This window comes from Winkia sp. C0117E2 (genome assembly GCF_056590455.1).
Window position 1 is genome coordinate 143,929 of record NZ_JBWPWD010000004.1, and the last position, 17,086, is coordinate 161,014.

The 17,086-nt window shown below is 57.3% G+C and carries 19 protein-coding genes, 1 tRNA gene and 1 pseudogene; 2 read left to right on the forward strand and 19 right to left on the reverse strand.

Annotated features, from left to right (window positions below; translation table 11 throughout):
- The first annotated feature begins 221 nt into the window (after positions 1-221).
- Complete coding sequence (locus tag AC1EKG_RS06705) at positions 222-1,460, forward strand: metal-dependent hydrolase family protein (RefSeq protein ID WP_004807458.1); 1,239 nt, start codon at positions 222-224, stop codon at positions 1,458-1,460.
- A 23-nt stretch (positions 1,461-1,483) separates the two neighbouring features.
- On the opposite strand, the gene AC1EKG_RS06710 is transcribed toward AC1EKG_RS06705, so the two are convergent.
- Positions 1,484-1,560 (reverse strand) — tRNA-Leu (locus AC1EKG_RS06710).
- Between the two features lie 146 nt (positions 1,561-1,706).
- Here AC1EKG_RS06710 and nhaA point away from each other — a divergent pair.
- A complete protein-coding gene (gene nhaA / locus AC1EKG_RS06715; RefSeq protein WP_231288196.1) occupies positions 1,707-2,978 on the forward strand; it encodes a Na+/H+ antiporter NhaA in 1,272 nt (423 codons plus the stop codon).
- On the opposite strand, the gene AC1EKG_RS06720 is transcribed toward nhaA, so the two are convergent.
- From AC1EKG_RS06720 to AC1EKG_RS06805, 18 genes and pseudogenes are all read right to left on the reverse strand, one after another.
- Positions 2,964-3,893 carry a Ppx/GppA phosphatase family protein gene (locus AC1EKG_RS06720; RefSeq protein ID WP_004807455.1) on the reverse strand — a complete coding sequence of 310 codons (930 nt, stop codon included), beginning with the start codon at positions 3,891-3,893 and terminating at the stop codon, positions 2,964-2,966. The genes nhaA and AC1EKG_RS06720 overlap by 15 nt on opposite strands.
- Positions 3,886-4,407, reverse strand: coding sequence for a DUF501 domain-containing protein (locus AC1EKG_RS06725; RefSeq protein ID WP_004807453.1), 522 nt, complete (start codon positions 4,405-4,407; stop codon positions 3,886-3,888). The genes AC1EKG_RS06720 and AC1EKG_RS06725 overlap by 8 nt, the downstream gene beginning before the upstream one ends.
- Positions 4,404-5,246 carry an FtsB family cell division protein gene (locus AC1EKG_RS06730; protein ID WP_081499190.1) on the reverse strand — a complete coding sequence of 281 codons (843 nt, stop codon included), beginning with the start codon at positions 5,244-5,246 and terminating at the stop codon, positions 4,404-4,406. Before AC1EKG_RS06730 ends, AC1EKG_RS06725 begins: the two co-directional genes overlap by 4 nt.
- 120 nt (positions 5,247-5,366) lie before the next feature.
- Entirely contained in the window at positions 5,367-6,647 is a 1,281-nt protein-coding gene (gene eno / locus AC1EKG_RS06735) for a phosphopyruvate hydratase (RefSeq protein ID WP_004807450.1), read from the reverse strand.
- A 162-nt stretch (positions 6,648-6,809) separates the two neighbouring features.
- A complete protein-coding gene (locus AC1EKG_RS06740; protein WP_070425068.1) occupies positions 6,810-7,322 on the reverse strand; it encodes a hypothetical protein in 513 nt (170 codons plus the stop codon).
- A 53-nt stretch (positions 7,323-7,375) separates the two neighbouring features.
- Positions 7,376-7,993, reverse strand: a complete 618-nt coding sequence (locus AC1EKG_RS06745) for a TlpA family protein disulfide reductase (protein ID WP_004807446.1) — start codon at positions 7,991-7,993, stop codon at positions 7,376-7,378.
- A 58-nt stretch (positions 7,994-8,051) separates the two neighbouring features.
- On the reverse strand, positions 8,052-8,561 hold the full coding sequence (ccsA, locus tag AC1EKG_RS06750; RefSeq protein WP_004807445.1) for a cytochrome c biogenesis protein CcsA: 510 nt from the start codon (positions 8,559-8,561) through the stop codon (positions 8,052-8,054).
- A 135-nt stretch (positions 8,562-8,696) separates the two neighbouring features.
- A complete protein-coding gene (locus tag AC1EKG_RS06755; protein WP_004807442.1) occupies positions 8,697-8,885 on the reverse strand; it encodes a hypothetical protein in 189 nt (62 codons plus the stop codon).
- On the reverse strand, positions 8,885-9,208 hold the full coding sequence (locus tag AC1EKG_RS06760; protein ID WP_004807440.1) for a cytochrome c biogenesis ResB family protein: 324 nt from the start codon (positions 9,206-9,208) through the stop codon (positions 8,885-8,887). Before AC1EKG_RS06760 ends, AC1EKG_RS06755 begins: the two co-directional genes overlap by 1 nt.
- Positions 9,209-9,229: 21 nt before the next feature.
- A complete protein-coding gene (locus AC1EKG_RS06765) occupies positions 9,230-9,457 on the reverse strand; it encodes a hypothetical protein (RefSeq protein ID WP_040315286.1) in 228 nt (75 codons plus the stop codon).
- A gap of 56 nt (positions 9,458-9,513) precedes the next feature.
- Positions 9,514-9,813, reverse strand: a pseudogene (locus AC1EKG_RS06770) (cytochrome c biogenesis ResB family protein); the annotation flags it as partial.
- 67 nt (positions 9,814-9,880) lie between these two features.
- A complete protein-coding gene (locus AC1EKG_RS06775) occupies positions 9,881-10,042 on the reverse strand; it encodes a hypothetical protein (RefSeq protein ID WP_004807436.1) in 162 nt (53 codons plus the stop codon).
- Positions 10,039-10,749, reverse strand: a complete 711-nt coding sequence (locus AC1EKG_RS06780) for a cytochrome c biogenesis CcdA family protein (protein WP_040315285.1) — start codon at positions 10,747-10,749, stop codon at positions 10,039-10,041. The genes AC1EKG_RS06775 and AC1EKG_RS06780 overlap by 4 nt, the downstream gene beginning before the upstream one ends.
- Positions 10,750-10,756: 7 nt before the next feature.
- Positions 10,757-11,419 carry a tetratricopeptide repeat protein gene (locus AC1EKG_RS06785; RefSeq protein WP_004807432.1) on the reverse strand — a complete coding sequence of 221 codons (663 nt, stop codon included), beginning with the start codon at positions 11,417-11,419 and terminating at the stop codon, positions 10,757-10,759.
- 92 nt (positions 11,420-11,511) lie between these two features.
- Positions 11,512-11,808 carry an ammonia-forming cytochrome c nitrite reductase subunit c552 gene (locus AC1EKG_RS06790; RefSeq protein WP_141740547.1) on the reverse strand — a complete coding sequence of 99 codons (297 nt, stop codon included), beginning with the start codon at positions 11,806-11,808 and terminating at the stop codon, positions 11,512-11,514.
- Between the two features lie 234 nt (positions 11,809-12,042).
- Positions 12,043-15,609, reverse strand: a complete 3,567-nt coding sequence (gene mfd / locus AC1EKG_RS06795) for a transcription-repair coupling factor (RefSeq protein ID WP_004807427.1) — start codon at positions 15,607-15,609, stop codon at positions 12,043-12,045.
- Positions 15,610-15,614: 5 nt separating this feature from the next.
- The gene (gene pth / locus AC1EKG_RS06800) at positions 15,615-16,205 is read right to left on the reverse strand and encodes an aminoacyl-tRNA hydrolase (RefSeq protein WP_004807426.1); all 591 of its coding nucleotides are present in this window, start codon (positions 16,203-16,205) and stop codon (positions 15,615-15,617) included.
- A gap of 66 nt (positions 16,206-16,271) precedes the next feature.
- A complete protein-coding gene (locus tag AC1EKG_RS06805) occupies positions 16,272-16,907 on the reverse strand; it encodes a 50S ribosomal protein L25/general stress protein Ctc (RefSeq protein ID WP_004807424.1) in 636 nt (211 codons plus the stop codon).
- Between the last annotated feature and the right edge of the window lie 179 nt (positions 16,908-17,086).

Here is a 17,086-nt window from a genome sequence, read left to right on the forward strand (position 1 = left end):
ACACTTGCGCGCCAAGGTTGCCGCCCGCGCTCCCGAAGAGATGTACAGGCTTAGCTTGACTCCTCCGATTGCTCCCTGCCACCCACTATTTGCTGCAGTCTCCGGCCCTGTTGCTAACTGGGAACAAACCAAGAAATAAGGCACACTCTTAGCCCATACGCGTTAGCATGAGCTAAGACAAAGCAGTCCCCCTTCTATTACCAAGGAAGAACAGAGCTCACATGAGTACCCTCGCCCTGACAGGTAGCCACCTAATTGACGGCACCGGATCCGTACTGGATGATGCCACCCTTCTTATTTCCGAAGGCAAAATCACCTACGCCGGCCCCGCCACAGATATCCCCGACGGCTATCCGGTGGTCGATTGCTCCGGGAAGACCGTCATGCCCGGATTGGTAGATTCGCACCTCCACTTCACCGGCAACGAATCTGATGACGATACACAGTGGGTTCTAGACGATCCCATCTACAAGACGGTGGTAGCAGTTCAGCAAGCTCGCGACGCACTCGAATCAGGGCTAACGACCGTTGCAGAAATATCGCGTGCGGGGGTGCAGATTCGCAACGCTATCAATGCGGGCATTATGCAGGGGCCGCGCATGGTGTGCACCGGCATGGGCTTTTGCCGCACTGGCGGCCATGGCGATTCCCACAAGCTGCCGCTGGAATACAACAACTGTTCCCATCCCTGGGCACAGCGCGTCGACGGGCCGTGGCCGCTCCGAAAGGCTGTTCGAACTAGGTTGCGTGAAGACGTCGATGCAATCAAGATCTGGGCCACTGGGGGCGGCATCTGGCGTCACGACGACAAGCTGCTGCAGCACTACACGGACGAGGAAATCCAGGCCGTAGTGGATGAAGGCAACATGGTGCACGTGCCGGTATGGGCTCACTGCGAGGGATACGAAGGGGCACTAGCCGCTGCTAAAGCCGGGGTACACCTGATCATCCATGGGCAGACTTTGAACGAGGAAACTTTGGACATAATGGCAGAAAAAGGCATCTACTTCTGCCCCACTATTCAGTTCCTAGAGCAGTGGTTTAAGACCTACCCGCCGGAATACAATCCGCAGCAGGACAACTATCCGGGGCAGACCCGTACCGAACGGGAACTAGCCCGCGTCTACGACAATCTTCGAAAGGCCCGCGACAAGGGCATCGTGCTTACCACTGGTTCGGACTCATTTTGCTCTTCCCTTACCCCGTACGGCACTACGCTGATCGGCGAGGTCTATTCCTTTGTAGAGAAAGTGGGATTCGATCCGCTCTTCGCCCTCACCTGCGCCACGAAAAATGGCGCCCAAATGCTGGGAGTTGACGATGTGACCGGCACACTCGAGGCCGGCAAGAGTGCCGATCTGCTAGTACTTACTGCCGATCCACTGCAAGACATTCGCAACTTGAACGTTGCCAACATGGAACTGATCATGAAAGAGGGCGAGGTAGTAACCCAAAAATAGAAAGGTCTGGGCGCTGCCGCGAGTGGTGCCCCCAGTGGGACTCGAACCCACAACACATCGATTTTAAGTCGATTGCCTCTGCCAATTGGGCTATGGGGGCAGCTAGTACAGATTAGCCTATCTGGGCGCATTCTCTAAATCATCCGCGCATTGTCACAAAGTTCCAACGTGGATGTTTCCCGTTCTTATGGTTACACTGACCGGGACAGACAACTAGGAATGTTCGCGCCACCTACAAAGTGGCACATGGCAAACCGCGAGCGCAACGATTTACCAAAGGACAGGATGTCCGTGCAAAAGACGAACGCTAATCTTTCCCGACTACGAACAATCGCCCACAAACTGCAAAATGATTCCGCAGCTGGGTTACTCTTGATGGCTGCTGCCGCATTGGCACTGGCCTGGGCTAATTCCCCTCTTCGGCACCTATATGAGGCGATAAGTGAGGCCCATCTGGGGCCAGCTAACCTCGGGCTAAACATGTCGGTGACGCATTGGGCCCAAGATGGTCTGCTAACTGTTTTCTTCTTTGTGGTTGGCCTGGAACTAAAGCAGGAATTTGTAACAGGTTCACTGCGTGAGCCTAAACAGGCCGCGCTGCCAATGCTGGCTGCCATCTTTGGGATGGTTGGGCCTGCTGCGCTTTACACTACGCTGGTATTCCTGCAGGGAGCCCCCACCGCTGCCAGTGGGTGGGCAATACCGGCAGCTACTGATATCGCTTTCGCCATGGCTATTCTGGCGATATTCGGGAAGGGGCTACCGCCTGCCGCCCGCACCTTTCTACTGACTTTGGCAGTCGTTGACGATCTGCTGGGAATACTAGTCATTGCCATTTTCTATCCGCAGGGCGCCCTAAGCTTTGTCGACCTCGGTCTGTGTTTGCTGGCAATCGCGGCCTTCGGGGCCTTGGCCCAGCTGCGGCTCGGCAGATGGTATTTGCTGCTTCCGCTCGCAGTCTTAGCCTGGTATTTCATGTATCGCTCCGGCATCCACGCCACCATCGCTGGGGTTGGCCTGGGCATGGTAGTGCCCGCAAAACGTCGGGCAGGTGAGGAAGAATCGCTCACGCACAGCATGGAAAAGAAGGTCACTCCTTATTCAGCTGGAGTGGCCGTACCCATCTTTGCGTTCTTCGCCGCGGGGGTAAACATTGTGGATACTGAGGGCGGGGCTGCAGCCATGCTTACCCACCCTGTAGCAGTCGCCGTGATGATTGCGCTCCCGCTGGGCAAATGCCTCGGAATTTTCGGGTCCGTGCTTGCCCTTACGAAGCTGACGCCGCTGCGCCTGGGAGGCGGCGTGGATTATGCGGACATACTGCCCATCGCCTTTGTGGCGGGCATCGGCTTCACCGTGGCTCTACTGATTGCGTCGCTAGCATTCTCCGCCAGCGGGGAATTCACCGAGGCCGGCCGGTTGGGCGTAGTACTGGGCACTGCCATATCCGCGCTGATCGGGGCCCTGTTACTGCGGCGCCGGGTTTCTAATCCGACCCGCGGCTCACAGAAGGCTTAGCGCGATCCCATCCAAAATGTCGCGGCTGGAGCAACGCACCTGGCTAATGCCTGAAGCGTCCGCTACGGCCGCGACAATTTCTTTCCAGATGAGGGCGCCCGCACCAATTACGTCCTCGCGCCCACTGGGCATGTAGGGCAATCGGGCCCGCTCCGCGACCGTCATGGTGGCCATCTTTTCGCATGCTGCGATCATCTCCTCGCAGCTAAGGACGGCGCTGTCTAAGGCCTGCTGGTTGTCATAGCTGAGTCCCAAGGCCATAGCCATTACCGTGTTCGAGGTGCCGGCAACCCCCACCAGAGCCTTTGTATTCTTCAAGCTGACGGCGGCATCAGCCTGAGCAATCAGCTTCCGCGCCTGTTCGCTAGCGCGCGCGTTCGCCGGCGATGCAAGGTCGATCCCGTCCTCGCCCGGAAAATACCTTTCAGTAAAACGTACCGAGCCCATAGGGGTCGAGAGGCATTTCTGCTCTTGTTCATCACCCAAAATAAATTCGGTGGAGCCACCGCCAATGTCGACGATCAGCGCGGGCAAAGGTGGCACATTGCCACTGAGGGCGCCCTGGAAGGACAGGCTCGCCTCTACACTTCCCGGAATCACCTGCGGGCTCTGGCCCAGAATCTGCTTAATGCCGCCCACAAAAACTTCCGCGTTCTTTGCATCGCGCGAGGCCGACGTGGCCACAAAACGAACTTTCTCGGCTCCGAAATCCGCTATTTTTTTCGCATATTCTTGTGTTGCCGCGAAGGCCCGTTGCAGGGCAGCCTCACTGATTTGGCCAGTCGCATCCAGATTCTCGCCTAGCCGGATCACCTTCATGGTCTTCGTAGAACGGAAGATCTTGCCGTCCTCGCCCTCGGCTAATATCAGGCGGATGGAATTGGTCCCACAATCAATTCCCGCAACTTTACGCATTGCAGTAGCACTTCTTAGCGTCCCACTCGCCGCTCTGGGCTATCTGCTCCAATGCCAAATCCCCCACCGGATTCACGCCCGGCCCGGAAGCCAAGGAATGCCCGATCAAGGCATGCAAGCACTTGACCCTGGTAGGTAGTCCCCCAGCGGCCACTTTCGCGATGGCCTCTGGCACCTCGACGCCAGCTTGAAGCGCCACCTGTTCGCGCTGGCGCAAGTAAGTTTCATAAGCCTTCTTGTAGCGGGCAGCGAAGTCTAGATCAGCCAGCATGTCCTGGTAGGTTTCCATCTGCTTGTCTGCCTCGAGCCTGGAAGCAGCTTTCACAATTGCCGGGTGGGACAGGTAGAAGACAGTGGGAAACGGTTCCCCGTTCTCTAGTACTGGCGCGGTAGCAACCACCAGCGGCTTCGAGCACACACAACGTGCCGCAATTCCCACCACGCCTCGGGGAATGCGCCCTAGCTGCCGTTCCAGTTCTTCCAGATCTGCCTCAGTTGCCTTGGTAATGTTCAATTGTCCTGTTCCTCTTTTTCCTTTGGCACTTGCGTGGCGCCCTCTTGCGGACTTCCCTTACTGCTTTGCTTTCCGGCCTTAGCTTTAGAGGCCTTCCCTGCAGTTTTCGTGGTCTGAGACATGATCATAAACCACGGTTCCTTCGGCCCCTTATGGGACTCGATCTGTGCCTTCTGCTGGTACTTCTTGCCCGGATCCATTACCACGTACTGGGTTTCGCCCTTCTTCACATAACCCAGGCGTTCGCGGGCCTGCGAAGCCATAAAAGCCGGATCAGACCACCTTTTCACCTGCCGCCGCAGGTCTACATTTTCATCCTTTGCCTGCTCTAGTTTCGAATGCAACGCCCGAGCCTGCCCAATCTGATCCAACAGGTTAAACACGGGCGGGACAATAAAAGCCCCCACCAGTGCAATGATTCCAAGGAGGGCCACCACCGACACGCGCAGACGCGGTCCGCGCTTGAATCCTAGCGAGAGGACGTGGGCGTTCCTTGCCTTTTTTGCCCCTGTCTGCTTCGCTTCTTCTACCGCCGAGGACGAGGTCCGCCGAAATCTTGAGGGCGACTTTCCCGGGCGTTTAACTGCTGACGGCTTAGCAGCAACCTTGCTTCCCCTACCGCTTTCAGCCTGCCGGGAGGTCGACCTGCCAGCGCGCCCGCTCTTTGCCGGTTTCGCTGCCGCAGCGCTCCTGCGCACGAACTTTGGCGGCCTCGGCTGTGGTTTTCCGCTACGCACAGTTTTAGAAGATGCTGCCGCAGCAGTTGGGCTATGCGGTTCGCGGGTAGGCGCAGCTGAAGAGCGCCTTTGCGCTCGTTGCGGCGGCCGTCTAGTTCCCATGGTTCAATCATGCCAGCAAAGTGACAAACTTTCGTTCTTCACTGCGGGCCTGCCGCCCAGTTGAGACAAAAATAAAACTGGGCTTACCTATTTCGGGTAAGCCCAGTCTTCAGTTAGCCCTTAGGCCTGGAAACGCGGGAAAGCGTTGCGGCCTGCATATACGGCTGCGTCGCCCAGCTGCGACTCGATGCGCAGCAGCTGATTGTACTTGGCAACGCGCTCAGAACGAGCCGGTGCACCAGTCTTGATCTGACCGGAGTTGGTAGCAACTGCCAGATCAGCAATAGTGGTGTCTTCCGTCTCGCCACTGCGGTGCGAAGTCATGGTGGCGTAGCCGCTGCGGTGAGCGTTCTCTACAGCATCCAGGGTCTCGGTTAGAGTACCGATCTGGTTTACCTTCACCAGCAGTGCGTTAGCAACGCCCTGCTTGATGCCCCTGGCCAGACGCTCGGGGTTGGTGACGAACAGGTCATCGCCAACCAGCTGCACCTTGTCACCGACATGCTTGGTCAGCTTCGCCCAGTCTTCCCATTCGTCCTCGGAAAGTGGATCCTCGATGGACACGAGCGGGTACTTGTCGATCAGCTGATCGTAGTAGTTGACCATGTACTCGGTGTCGCGTGCTTCGCCTTCGAAGTTGTACTTGCCGTTCTCGAAGAACTCAGAGGAAGCAACGTCCAGTGCCAGAGCAATATCCTGGCCGGGCTTGAAGCCAGCCTTCTCGATTGCCTCGACAATTAGATCCAGCGCAGCAGCGTTGGATTCCAGGTTCGGTGCGAAGCCGCCCTCGTCACCAAGACCGGTGGAAAGACCGCGGTCCTTGATGACCTTCTTCAGGGTGTGGTAAGTCTCGGCGCCCCAACGCAGTGCTTCAGCGAAGGAAGAAGCCCCAATAGGAGCAATCATGAATTCCTGAATGTCGACGTTGGAATCCGCGTGGGAACCACCGTTCAGGATGTTCATCATGGGGACGGGCAGAACGTGCGCGTTCGGCCCACCAATGTAACGGTACAGGGGCAACATTGCGGATTCGGCAGCAGCCTTCGCAACGGCTAGGGAAACACCCAGGATGGCGTTGGCGCCCAGCTTACCCTTGTTGTCAGTGCCGTCCAGATCCAGCATGATCTGGTCAATACGGCGCTGGTCCTCAGCATCCTCGCCACGGATCTCGGGGCCAATCACATCTACAACGGCCTCGACGGCATCCTGCACGCCCTTGCCCTGGTAGCGCTTCTCGTCGTCATCGCGACGCTCCACGGCTTCGAAAGCGCCGGTAGAAGCTCCGGATGGAACCGCTGCACGGGCAGAAACCCCGTCCTCGAGAAGAACGTCTACCTCGACGGTGGGATTGCCGCGCGAATCCAAGATCTCGCGTGCGCTTACGTTAATGATGCTTGCCACGTGATACTCCAATCATTCTGTTGGCCGCTAATACACCTCTAGCCTAGTCTGGAAGTGAGCCAAGTTGCATTAACGATCCCACAAAAAAGATCGCTGGGAGCTTACAGGGCGCTAACATGGTAGAAGGCGCTGACATAAGTCCCAGCGAAATTGTGGTCTACGCTACTGAGCCGCCCCCATGTTAGGCGCGGTAACCACGTTGGCCGGCAGGGCATTTCCCGGCCTGCCGTCAGAGCGCATCTTCCCGTAGCGGGGGCTGAGCGAGACATCGTGCTTGGCATTGCTGTCAAAAACCAGCCCCGACTTCTGCCCCAGCCCATTCATCACCGTCATGGTTTGCAAGAACCGCACGGACAGGTCAGAAACATCCATCTTCTTCAGCTGGCCAGCCTGCTGCTGTTTAGCGATCTGCGAGCGAATCTGCGAATCCGTAGCGGGCAGCTTCTGCTGCTTGACTACATCTTGCACGCCGGGCGAGATGGACAGGAACTGAGCTACGTAAAGATTGTTCAGCTTCTGCCCGGTCAGCTCTGACAGCTGCTGCGCAGTCTGCGAGATCTGCGCGTCAGAGTACTGCTTGCCATCAATGGTTAGGGCTGCTCCTGGGTGAGCCGAGCAGGCGGACAGTGCCAGGGCGGCACCGGCTCCCAGGGCTAAAAACTTCGATAACTTCACTGCTAGTTTCTACCTTCCTCGCGTAATCTACTTCAGTGTATCTAAATGTGCCTTCACCGGGCTCCCTGGGCGAGGGCGACGTTTCGGGCAATCTGTTCCGGCCCCACCGCGCCGATTGGGGTGGCAACCAGTTTCCCCTGCGCATCAATAACGAAATGCGCGGGGATTCCCGAGACCCTGTAGCTGGCCGATAGCTGTGTATCCTCGTCCGCAATCACCGGGTAGGCCAGGCCCAGCTTCTTCGCGTAGTCACTGGCATCTTTTGCGCTTTCAGCATTGATGGAAACGAAATTGACTTTATTGCCGTAGCGTTTGGCGGCCTCGTTTATATCGGGAGCTTCCGCCCTGCAGGCAGCACACCAGCTGGCACCAAATACCAGCCATACGGGTTTGCCACGCAGTTCAGCCAAGGAAATGTCCTTGCCGTCCAGATCTTTAGCTTGGAACTTCGGAGCTTGTTCGTTCAGCTTGGGTGCGGGACCGAGAGGCTTTTTCTTTGCCTGCACCTGGGCCATGTTGGAGCCTGCCTTATTTTCCTGGGCCTTGTCGCTGCCGAATCCGGTAGCGAAGAACACTACCGCCCCCACAATGGCAACGGCCGCTATTGCAATAACCACAAGGTTGCCCATGGAAGAGTTGCGAATCCGATCAATTGGATGTTCAGACGCCATAGGAATGTAGCCCCCCAAAGAAGTGGTTGCCGAAGTAGGCAATAAGGATCGTAATGAATCATATAACCAGCAGCCAGGCGGCGCGCTTTCCGCGCCACTTAGCTACGACTCGCGCGTGTAGGTTTGCTCCGTAGGCCAACCAAGTTACCAGGGCTGCGGTTTCCTTCGGATCCCAGCTCCAGTACCTGCCCCAGGCCACGTTCGCCCACATTGCGCCCAGCAAAATCATCAGGGTTAGTAGTGGGATGACGCCAGCCTTGTAGCCCAGTTCGTCCAGCACGCGTGCCGACGGGTAGGCGCGGATGCGGTCGCCTAGCAGAGGGCGAAGCAGGTACAGCACGGCGACAGCAAAAGAGACGCAGGCGGCGCCGTAGACAAGAATTGCGAAGGTGACGTGAAGAGGCAGTAGCAGATTGTTCTGCAACGCCGGGATAAGTGGTTCAATACCCGATTGCTGGCTCATGGCGTACAGCAGCATTGTCAGCGAAAAAAGCAGCACGACCAGGGTAAGCATGCGTACCGAGAAGCGCCATTCGAAGACTAGGTAAGCCAGCAGGGCTCCCCACACGAACGAGACTGCGATCTCATGTTGGTTTTCGAAGGGACCGTGCCCGGACAGGTATCAGCGCATTGCCAAGTACAAGGTAGTAAGAACGAAGGCAGTTAGGGTGAGGGCGGTTCCGTAGAGGGCCATCCGCTTCTGCTATGGTCCTTTGGATTCCAATGCCACGGTCGACACCTTCACCGCAGAGTGGTCAGCTTCGTGCTTCCTGGCACGCTCGTTTACGGGCACACCCCGCTTTCGCGCAGTCACAACCACAACGTAGCAGATAAGTGCCAGTGCGAGCACCACAATGGCACCAATCAGAATGTATTCAAGCGTTTGCAGCATCAGTCTGCCTTTCTAACGTCATTGTTGGGGTCGTTGTACAGCGCCCTAGCCATCTTCGCGAAGGGCGCAGTGGACAAGCTGGAAGTTTTATCGGCGAAGGCAACGCGATTCCTGGTGCCCTCTTCGGTTTCATCCACTCGCCCCCACATCCGCCGATGTATGTAGGCAAAGGTCATGATTAGTCCCACCATGATTAGAGCGGTCCCGATCCAGATGAGCACGGCCCCCGGGTCTTTGCGAACGCTCACGCCGGCGTATTGCATCTCGCGACCAAAAAGTACGGTGAGCCCTTCTGCCTTACCGCTCTTGCCGGGATCGAGCATGAAGACTTGGGAAGGTTGGTCCTACCCGTTGGCATAGACTTCCACCTGCACGCTGCCGGCGGGAATTTCTGATTGCGCGCCCGAGGCGGGAGCCACGATCAAGTTTTCTTTGCCTGTCTTTGGCGGGGTAATTTTACCAATACTGTTGGTTTCGTCGGCAGATTTCCACCGCAGTGGTACTGCCCCGGCAAAGAGTGCTTTTCCGCTCTGGTAAGTGACTTTGATCCGCGCGGCGATTCCGAATGACATTTGGTGGAAGCGATAGCCGTCATACCGCAGCAGTTCGTTGACGCGCCCGCTTTGTCCCCTACCCCAATGTTCACGTTTTGCTCGAAAGAGGTGTAAGTGCTCACTACTAACGCCATCAATATGAGCACAAATGCGAGGTGGGCAATCACGGTGCCGAAGGGGCCCCATGCGAAATGGCCCGCATAAAAACTGTGCGGAGCGGCCTCATCATTGAGTACGCGATAGCGGCGCCGAACAAACACGCCTTTCGCGGACTTGTGCGCCTCTTCGACTCCGGCATAGGTAGTCATTTCGAAGCGGCGAGGAGAACATATTGAACACGCCCAGCGCCGAGAATACTGAGACCCAGCCGCCATAGGTTTGCCGCGCGCTGGCAAGAAACTGTTCTTTGCTGGCAGGGTCCGCCATTGCTCCCGGAGGAGCCTACTCAATCAGTGTTCCCATCATGGTGAGCGCTGCCATCACCATGATGGGGACCAGCCCAAAGGACTTGTTGTAGAACAGGCGGTAGATCCTGGCGAGGAAATCTTTCAGCCCCACCTCTACCGGTTCTTCTTGGGATGCCGTTGAGCCCGACTGCGTCATAATCCACCAACTAACTCAGGAAATAATCCACCTATGCGTGCAAAAAGATTCATGATCATCAAGAATCCGACAATGACCAGGCCCCCGCCTGCTACCCCGGTGGTAAGGCGGTAATGATTCTTAAACCAGTCGATCTGCCGACTGATCATGGCGGAGCCAACGGCTACCAGCACGATTGGCGTGCCCAGTCCGATACAGAAGATGACCATCAGTAAGATTCCCCTGGCGAGGGTTCCAGAAAATGAAGCCAGCCCTATAACTGCCCCTAGGATCGGCCCAATGCAGGGGGTCCACCCAGCTCCAAAGGCCAGTCCCAATACAGCTGACCGGCGATAAGAGGGGGCCTGCGAAACATCTGCGTCTACCCGCATGCGGATGGTCCGTTCCAGGACCGGGATTCTAATTAGCCCCGCTACCTGCAGCCCCAAGAAGATCAGGATTGCCCCTCCGGCAATCCGGACAATGTTGCGGTAGTCAGCAACTACATACCCCAGGGTTCCTATGAGCACCCACACCAAAATGAATACCGCTGAAAAGCAGCTTACGAACACCACTGCATGAGAGGCGGCCCTAATCCGTTGGCGGCGGCCTCGTTCTACTTCCATGCCAGTCATGTAAGCGGCGAACACCGGCACTATCGGCAAAAAACAAGGGGATACAAAGGCGAGCATGCCAGCTAGCAATGCGGCGGGAATTGATACGTCCATGTAAGGCTTAGTTTTCTTTAATAGATTGCGAACCATTTTGCCCCAGGTATTTCCTGTGCATCTTGATGGTAGCCGCCATGTCAAAATCCGGCGCCTTCTGGATTACCTTTTGCCACATCTGCTCTGCCTTGATAGTCTGCGGCGGAGTTTGCAACATGTAATAGAAGCCCAAATTATAGAAAGCCTCGACCCGGTTCGGGTCTATCTTCAACACCTTCTTCCATGCTTCTCGGGCCCCATCGGGGTCGTTCAATCCGAGCTGCAGCACTCCGAGTTCCAGCAGTGCGTCCGCGTCATTCGGCTTGTCGAGTAGGCCCACCTTTAGCTGCTGTACTCGATCCAGGTCGGCCTTCTTTTGCGCTTCGCTCTTGCCTTGGCTTTGCGCATGAACATTCGACATGCCGGCGTGCGGGGTCTGCGTGGAAGAGCCTGGATGGCCTATCCAGTACACTCCCGTTACTATCCCTGCTACAAGGATCAGGGAAAGAAGCACCTTGGGTACAGCACCCACCTTGCGGGTAGCGCTCTTGGGCTTGTTCTTCCGCCGCAGCACCGGCTTATCTATATCTTCGCCAAGCTCCGCGGCCGCAAAATCCTCGGGAGCTTGCTCAACCTTCCTAGGGGCCGGGTTCAGATACTGCCTCCTCTGCTGGCGTACCCACCCTTCCAACGAGGGCGGGGCCTACTCCATCAGTTCCTGTAAATCCTGTCTTTGTTCAGGATCGAGTTTCAAAGATGCTCGCGACGCGTCGTCCTGACTGTTCATTTACGATTAGCTATTTCCTTGCTATGGCGTTGAGCAACCTCGGAAGCTGCTAGGTGGGATTCGCTTGCCCTATTCAGTGCCAGCTGCCCCTTCCCGGATGCATCCAAGGACTTATTCAAGATTTCTTGGGCATAGTAAGGAGCGTGAGCACCGTGCGAGTTCTCGGAATAGATGTAGTACAAGTAGATGCTGGCTTTGCGCTGATACTTTCCAGCAAGGGCCAGCTGAGGCGACTCCGGATCCTCTGCCTTCAACTTCTCCATACCGTGAATCAAAGTCACCAACGAATCCATTGCTCGAATACATGGTTACGAGCCAAGTGTCTGCCCGACCACACAGTAGAACCGGGATTTATGCCCTACACTTTCAGCTTCTTCAGAGCGGGCAATTTTTTTGAGACATATTGTCACAAAAATTGTGTTTCGGGCATAGTGAACCCGAAAAATTCGCCCTCGTAATTTCGCAAAAGAACCAAAACAGCATAGATGCACGCCCTAATCACAAAAGGATCGTGTACCTAATTTCCGTCAGTCTTTTGCTCCCGTGTTCGGGTCAGCATTCAGCGTCGAGACCTTGGTCGATACCAACACCAGCACCTGCTCAATCCATTCGAGCAACTGCAAGCCCACGATCTTGGAACCGCCAATCTTGCCGTCGGTCGGAGCGGGCACTAACACCTGCCGGACAGCGGGCTTCATGACCGTCCCCGGATGGATTCGGCGAAGCCGCATCATCTGCGAATCTGCCAGCTCTACCGGGGCGAACCGCACGTACTTGCCCTGCATGGCAATATCGCTGACGCCCGCCTGGCGTGCCTTCTCGCGAAGCTGCGCCACGGCAAACAGCCGAAGTACGGGAGCCGGCAGCGGACCATAGCGGTCTTCCAATTCGGCCCGCACGCTCTGCCGCTCCTCCGCGTTCTGCGCAGAGGCAAGCTTGGCATAGATCTCCATGCGCAGCCGCTCGCCCTGCACGTAATCCTCGGGCACGTGAGCGTCGATCGGCACCTCGATCTTGACCTCTTCCTTCGGAGCGCTCTCCTCTCCGCGGAATTCCGCAACAGCCTCGGAAACCATCCGCACGTACAGGTCAAAACCAATGCCGGCAATATGGCCAGACTGCTCCCCACCCAACAGGTTGCCCGCACCTCGGATCTCCAAATCCTTCATTGCCACTGCCGTACCGGCACCCAGGTCCGTGTTAGCCGCAATAGTAGAAAGCCGCTGATGCGCCGTCTCTGTAAGCGGCTTATCCCCCGGATACAAGAAGTAGGCGTAAGCGCGTTCCCGCCCTCGTCCTACGCGGCCGCGCAGCTGGTGCAATTGCGACAGTCCCATCCGGTCAGCACGGTCCACAATCAGCGTGTTGGCGTTAGAAATATCCAGCCCGGTTTCGACAATCGTAGTGCAAACCAGCACATCCAAATCGCGATTCCAAAAGTCCATGATGACCGATTCCAGCTGGCTCTCTGACATCTTGCCGTGGGCAATGCCAACCCGTGCCTCAGGCACCAACTCGGCAATATCGGCAGCCACCTTAGAAATGGAATCCACTCGATTATGCACAAAGAAAGTCTGCCCGTCACGCAACATCTCGCGTCTAATCGCGGCCTTCACCTGGCTATTGGTATACCGCCCAACATAGGTAAGCACCGGGTGGCGTTCCTCGGGAGGAGTAGCAAGGGTAGACATCTCGCGGATCCCGGTGACCGCCATTTCTAGCGTGCGCGGAATCGGAGTTGCCGACATAGACAGCACATCCACGTTAGTGCGCAGCTGCTTCAGAGTCTCTTTGTGTTCGACACCAAAGCGCTGTTCCTCGTCGATGATCACCAGCCCCAGGTCCTTGAAACGCACCTGGCCGGTAACCAGCGAATGCGTGCCGATCACCACGTCAATCTTGCCCGCAAGCAGGTCATCCTTAATATGTTCGGCCTCTTTCTTCGACGTAAACCGCGACAGCGCAGCCACCTTCACCGGGAAGCCCGCATAGCGTTCTGAAAAAGTCTCGAAATGCTGCTGCACCAGTAAGGTGGTGGGCACCAGCACCGCCACCTGCTTCGAATCCTGTACTGCCTTGAAAGCCGCCCTAATAGCAATCTCAGTTTTGCCGTAGCCCACGTCTCCGGACAGCAACCTGTCCATCGGCGCAGGCTTTTCCATGTCGGCCTTTATCTCGTCAATCACCGTCAGCTGATCAGGGGTTTCAACATATTCGAAAGAATCTTCGAGCTGATGCTGCCACGGCGTATCCGGAGCAAATGCGTGCCCCTTCGTAGCCTGCCTAGCAGCGTAGAGACGAATCAGCTCCGCAGCAATCTTGCGCGTTGCCTTCCGCGCCTTCGCCTTGGTCTTGGCCCAATCAGAGCCGCCCATCTTGGACAGCTGCGGGGTCTCGCCTCCGGTGTACTTACTAACCAGATCCAGCGAATCAGTAGGCACCCACAGGCGGTCTGTGGGCCTTCCCTTTTTCGAGGGCGCATACTCGACTACCAGGTATTCGCGCGTAACCTGATCCTTGCCCCGGCCCATTGTGCGCGTTGCCAATTCGATGAAGCGGCCCACTCCGTGCTGCTCGTGCACAATGTAGTCGCCTGCCTGCAGCGCAAGCGGATCCACACCCTTCTTTCGGCGGGCCGGAACCTTGTTCTTTACCCCTACATTCGCCCGGGACTTACCCGTGATGTCGGCCTCGGAAAGCAGCACGAAATGGGCTTTTTCCGAAACGAAACCATTTTGCACCGCGGCGGGGATCACCCGAACCACAGGTTCGGTAAACGGCTCGGCATCAATCTGCTCTACCATGCGCGCCGGGATCTGGATCTCGGCAAGGCGCGCCTGCAACCTAGCGGCACCGCCAGCGCCCGGAGTGGCACACACTACCTGCCACCCACTAGAGATCCATTCCTTCAAATCCTTACCCAGCTTGCGCGCATCGCCCCGATACGCAGCTGGTTCTGTAGCTGCGACCTCGGCGGTAGGGATCCCATCGTCTCCGGAAGCGCGCAGCGAAGTGAGCTCCCACCAGCGCATGCCTCGCTGCAGGATCAATTCCTTCGTGTCCTCGATATTTTCGAATGGAAGCTCGCGAACCGAAAACGGCACCTTGCCGCCCGCCGCCGCCGAGGACCAGGCTGCCTCCATGAATTCGGCAGTCATCTTCAGCAGGTCCGTACTACGCGCCTCAATGCGCTCCGGATCGTCCGCAATAAATAGTGCATCTTCTGGCAACAACTTGGCCAGCGGCGTCATGTCATCCTTCAACACGGGCATAAGTACTTCCATGCCCTCAGTTGCGGTGCCCTGGCTCAGCCGCTCCAACATCTCGGCGAAACCCGGCAGCGAATTCTGCAGCGATGCCGCCCGCTCCCGTACCGATTCAGTCAACAGCAATTCGCGGCACGGCGGTGCCCATAACCCTGATGCAGCCTTCTCGATAGTGCGCTGATCCGACACCGCGAAAGTGCGGATCTCGTCTACGTCGTCGCCAAAAAACTCCAGTCGCAGCGGATGTGATTCGGTAGGAGGAAAAACGTCTACCAAACCGCCGCGCACGGCCACCTCGCCGCGACGTTCCACCAGATCAGTGCGGGTATAGCCCAGCTCCAGCAGCCGTGCCACCAAAGCTGCCGGGGAAACGCTATCGCCCTCGTGCACCACAACCGGTTCCACCTCGGCAAGGCTCTTAGTGAGCGGCTGCAGCAGCGCCCGCACCGGCAGCAACAAAATCTTCACCGGCGGGGTGTGCGGGTCGCCCTGGATCGGGTGCAGCAGCCGCCGCAACACCTGCGCCCTCTTGGCCATAGTGTCAGATCTAGGAGAGAGCTGTTCGTGTGGCAAAGTCTCCCAGGATGGAAACACCGCCACCCCATCGGTGTAGTTGCCCAGCTGTGCCTCAAGTACCTCGGCATCCCTGCCCGAAGCGGTAACCACCACGGTCAAAGACTCATTGCGCCGCGCTAACAAATCCACCAACGGAGGACGGACCCCCTTAGGCGCGGTTAGCACAAAATGCGGGTAGTTAGTATCCAACTCCGGAACAAGCCCGGCTACCTGCTGACGAACCCCTGCAAGACGCGACTTAGAAATACTCATAAAACCTAGCCATTAGAGTGAAGACGCATCTGCGCCCCCAAAAAATCAGTGGTCACAATATCTTCTATTACATCAACAGCCCGAGCGACCGTCACCTCGAGCTCCGTAAGAGCCTTCCCCGCTACGGGAGCCAACACGTAGTCGGCAGGATCTTGCCTGCCCTGCGGCCGGCCAATACCAACGCGCAACCTGGCATAGTGCTTCGTTCCCAAAGATTTCGAAATAGAACGCAGGCCGTTGTGGCCGCCCTCGCCACCGCCAACCTTCAGACGCAACTGCCCATCCGGCAAGTCCAGATCGTCATGTACCACAAGCAGCTTGTCCGCCGGCACATCGTAGTACTTGCATAGCTGAGCCACCGGCCCGCCCGACACGTTCATGAAACAGGTAAGGGTAGCCAGCATCGTCTTCGGACCGGGCGCGCCCCCGGGCATAGTGCCCACGCGCGGCTCAGCCAAGAATGCGCCGGCGCGATGCTTCTTCAAAGTGCCGCCAAACTTTTCAGCTGCCGCATTTATCACCATGTGGCCAACAGAATGGCGCGTCCGCTCATACTTTTGCCCGGGATTGCCAAGCCCAACAACCAACCAAGTCATAATTCTTTCCCTCCCAGGGCAACAAAAATCCGGGGCAGTCCCCCGCCCCGGATTCTATCGCGATTCTTATTCTTCGGATTCGCCCTCAGCTTCGCCTTCGGACTCGCCCTCAGCTTCGCCTTCGGACTCCTCGCCGGCCTCGGGCTCGGGAATGTCAACTTCCTCGGGCTCGCGAACGGTCAGGATCTCGGCATCAGGTTCAATGTCAAGCTCGACGCCCTCGGGCAGCTTGATGTCTTCTGCGCGAACAGTGACGTCGGCTTCCAGGCCCTCGATGTTGACAACCAAGTACTCCGGAATTGCGATAGCCGGAGCAATGACGGGCAGTTCGAAGGTTTCCTGCACGTGGGTGAGGCCGGGAGCCGGCTCGCCCTCGACTTCGAGCGGAACCTCAACGTTAACCTTCTCGTCGCGGGTAACGGCGAGCAGATCCAGGTGAAGGATATCCCAGCGAACCGGGTGACGCTGAATGTCCTTAACCAGTGCCAGCTGCTCGGTGCCATCGATATCGAGTTCGACCAGAGCGTTGGCGTTGTCCTTCACGATCAGGAAGGTCTCGTGTGCCGGCAGGCTCACGTGAGTGGTCTTCTTATCCTTGCCACCGTAGATGACGGCGGGAATACGGCCGGCTGCACGGGCGCGGCGGGCGTAGCCCTTACCAAAGTCAGAGCGAACGGTAGCTTCAAGCTTGTTTTCAGCCATGATGTCCTTTCGGGTAGTAGTGGCCCCGGAGGACGCAGGGTTTCCTGCGGCCGCGTCGATAACGGAGTGTCAACTGACCTCCCTCGCCGAGGCAACTCACATAGTCTAACTTGCTGGTGGCCACCGAAGCAACGAGCGCGGGCAGTCTCACATTAAACGCCGCTGCCCTCCCCTTGGCG

Excerpts from the sequence above, each read along its gene's own strand:
- AC1EKG_RS06775 (WP_004807436.1), bottom strand. The coding sequence starts at position 10,042 with ATGACGCAGTCGGGCTCAACGGCATCCCAAGAAGAACCGGTAGAGGTG.
- AC1EKG_RS06720 (WP_004807455.1), bottom strand. The coding sequence starts at position 3,893 with ATGCGTAAAGTTGCGGGAATTGATTGTGGGACCAATTCCATCCGCCTG.
- AC1EKG_RS06805 (WP_004807424.1), bottom strand. The coding sequence starts at position 16,907 with ATGGCTGAAAACAAGCTTGAAGCTACCGTTCGCTCTGACTTTGGTAAG.
- AC1EKG_RS06780 (WP_040315285.1), bottom strand. The coding sequence starts at position 10,749 with ATGGACGTATCAATTCCCGCCGCATTGCTAGCTGGCATGCTCGCCTTT.
- AC1EKG_RS06705 (WP_004807458.1), top strand. The coding sequence starts at position 222 with ATGAGTACCCTCGCCCTGACAGGTAGCCACCTAATTGACGGCACCGGA.
- mfd (WP_004807427.1), bottom strand. The coding sequence starts at position 15,609 with ATGAGTATTTCTAAGTCGCGTCTTGCAGGGGTTCGTCAGCAGGTAGCC.
- AC1EKG_RS06745 (WP_004807446.1), bottom strand. The coding sequence starts at position 7,993 with ATGGCGTCTGAACATCCAATTGATCGGATTCGCAACTCTTCCATGGGC.
- AC1EKG_RS06755 (WP_004807442.1), bottom strand. The coding sequence starts at position 8,885 with ATGCTGCAAACGCTTGAATACATTCTGATTGGTGCCATTGTGGTGCTC.
- AC1EKG_RS06790 (WP_141740547.1), bottom strand. The coding sequence starts at position 11,808 with ATGGATTCGTTGGTGACTTTGATTCACGGTATGGAGAAGTTGAAGGCA.
- AC1EKG_RS06760 (WP_004807440.1), bottom strand. The coding sequence starts at position 9,208 with ATGCTCGATCCCGGCAAGAGCGGTAAGGCAGAAGGGCTCACCGTACTT.
- AC1EKG_RS06730 (WP_081499190.1), bottom strand. The coding sequence starts at position 5,246 with ATGGGAACTAGACGGCCGCCGCAACGAGCGCAAAGGCGCTCTTCAGCT.
- nhaA (WP_231288196.1), top strand. The coding sequence starts at position 1,707 with ATGGCAAACCGCGAGCGCAACGATTTACCAAAGGACAGGATGTCCGTG.
- pth (WP_004807426.1), bottom strand. The coding sequence starts at position 16,205 with ATGACTTGGTTGGTTGTTGGGCTTGGCAATCCCGGGCAAAAGTATGAG.
- AC1EKG_RS06765 (WP_040315286.1), bottom strand. The coding sequence starts at position 9,457 with ATGTCATTCGGAATCGCCGCGCGGATCAAAGTCACTTACCAGAGCGGA.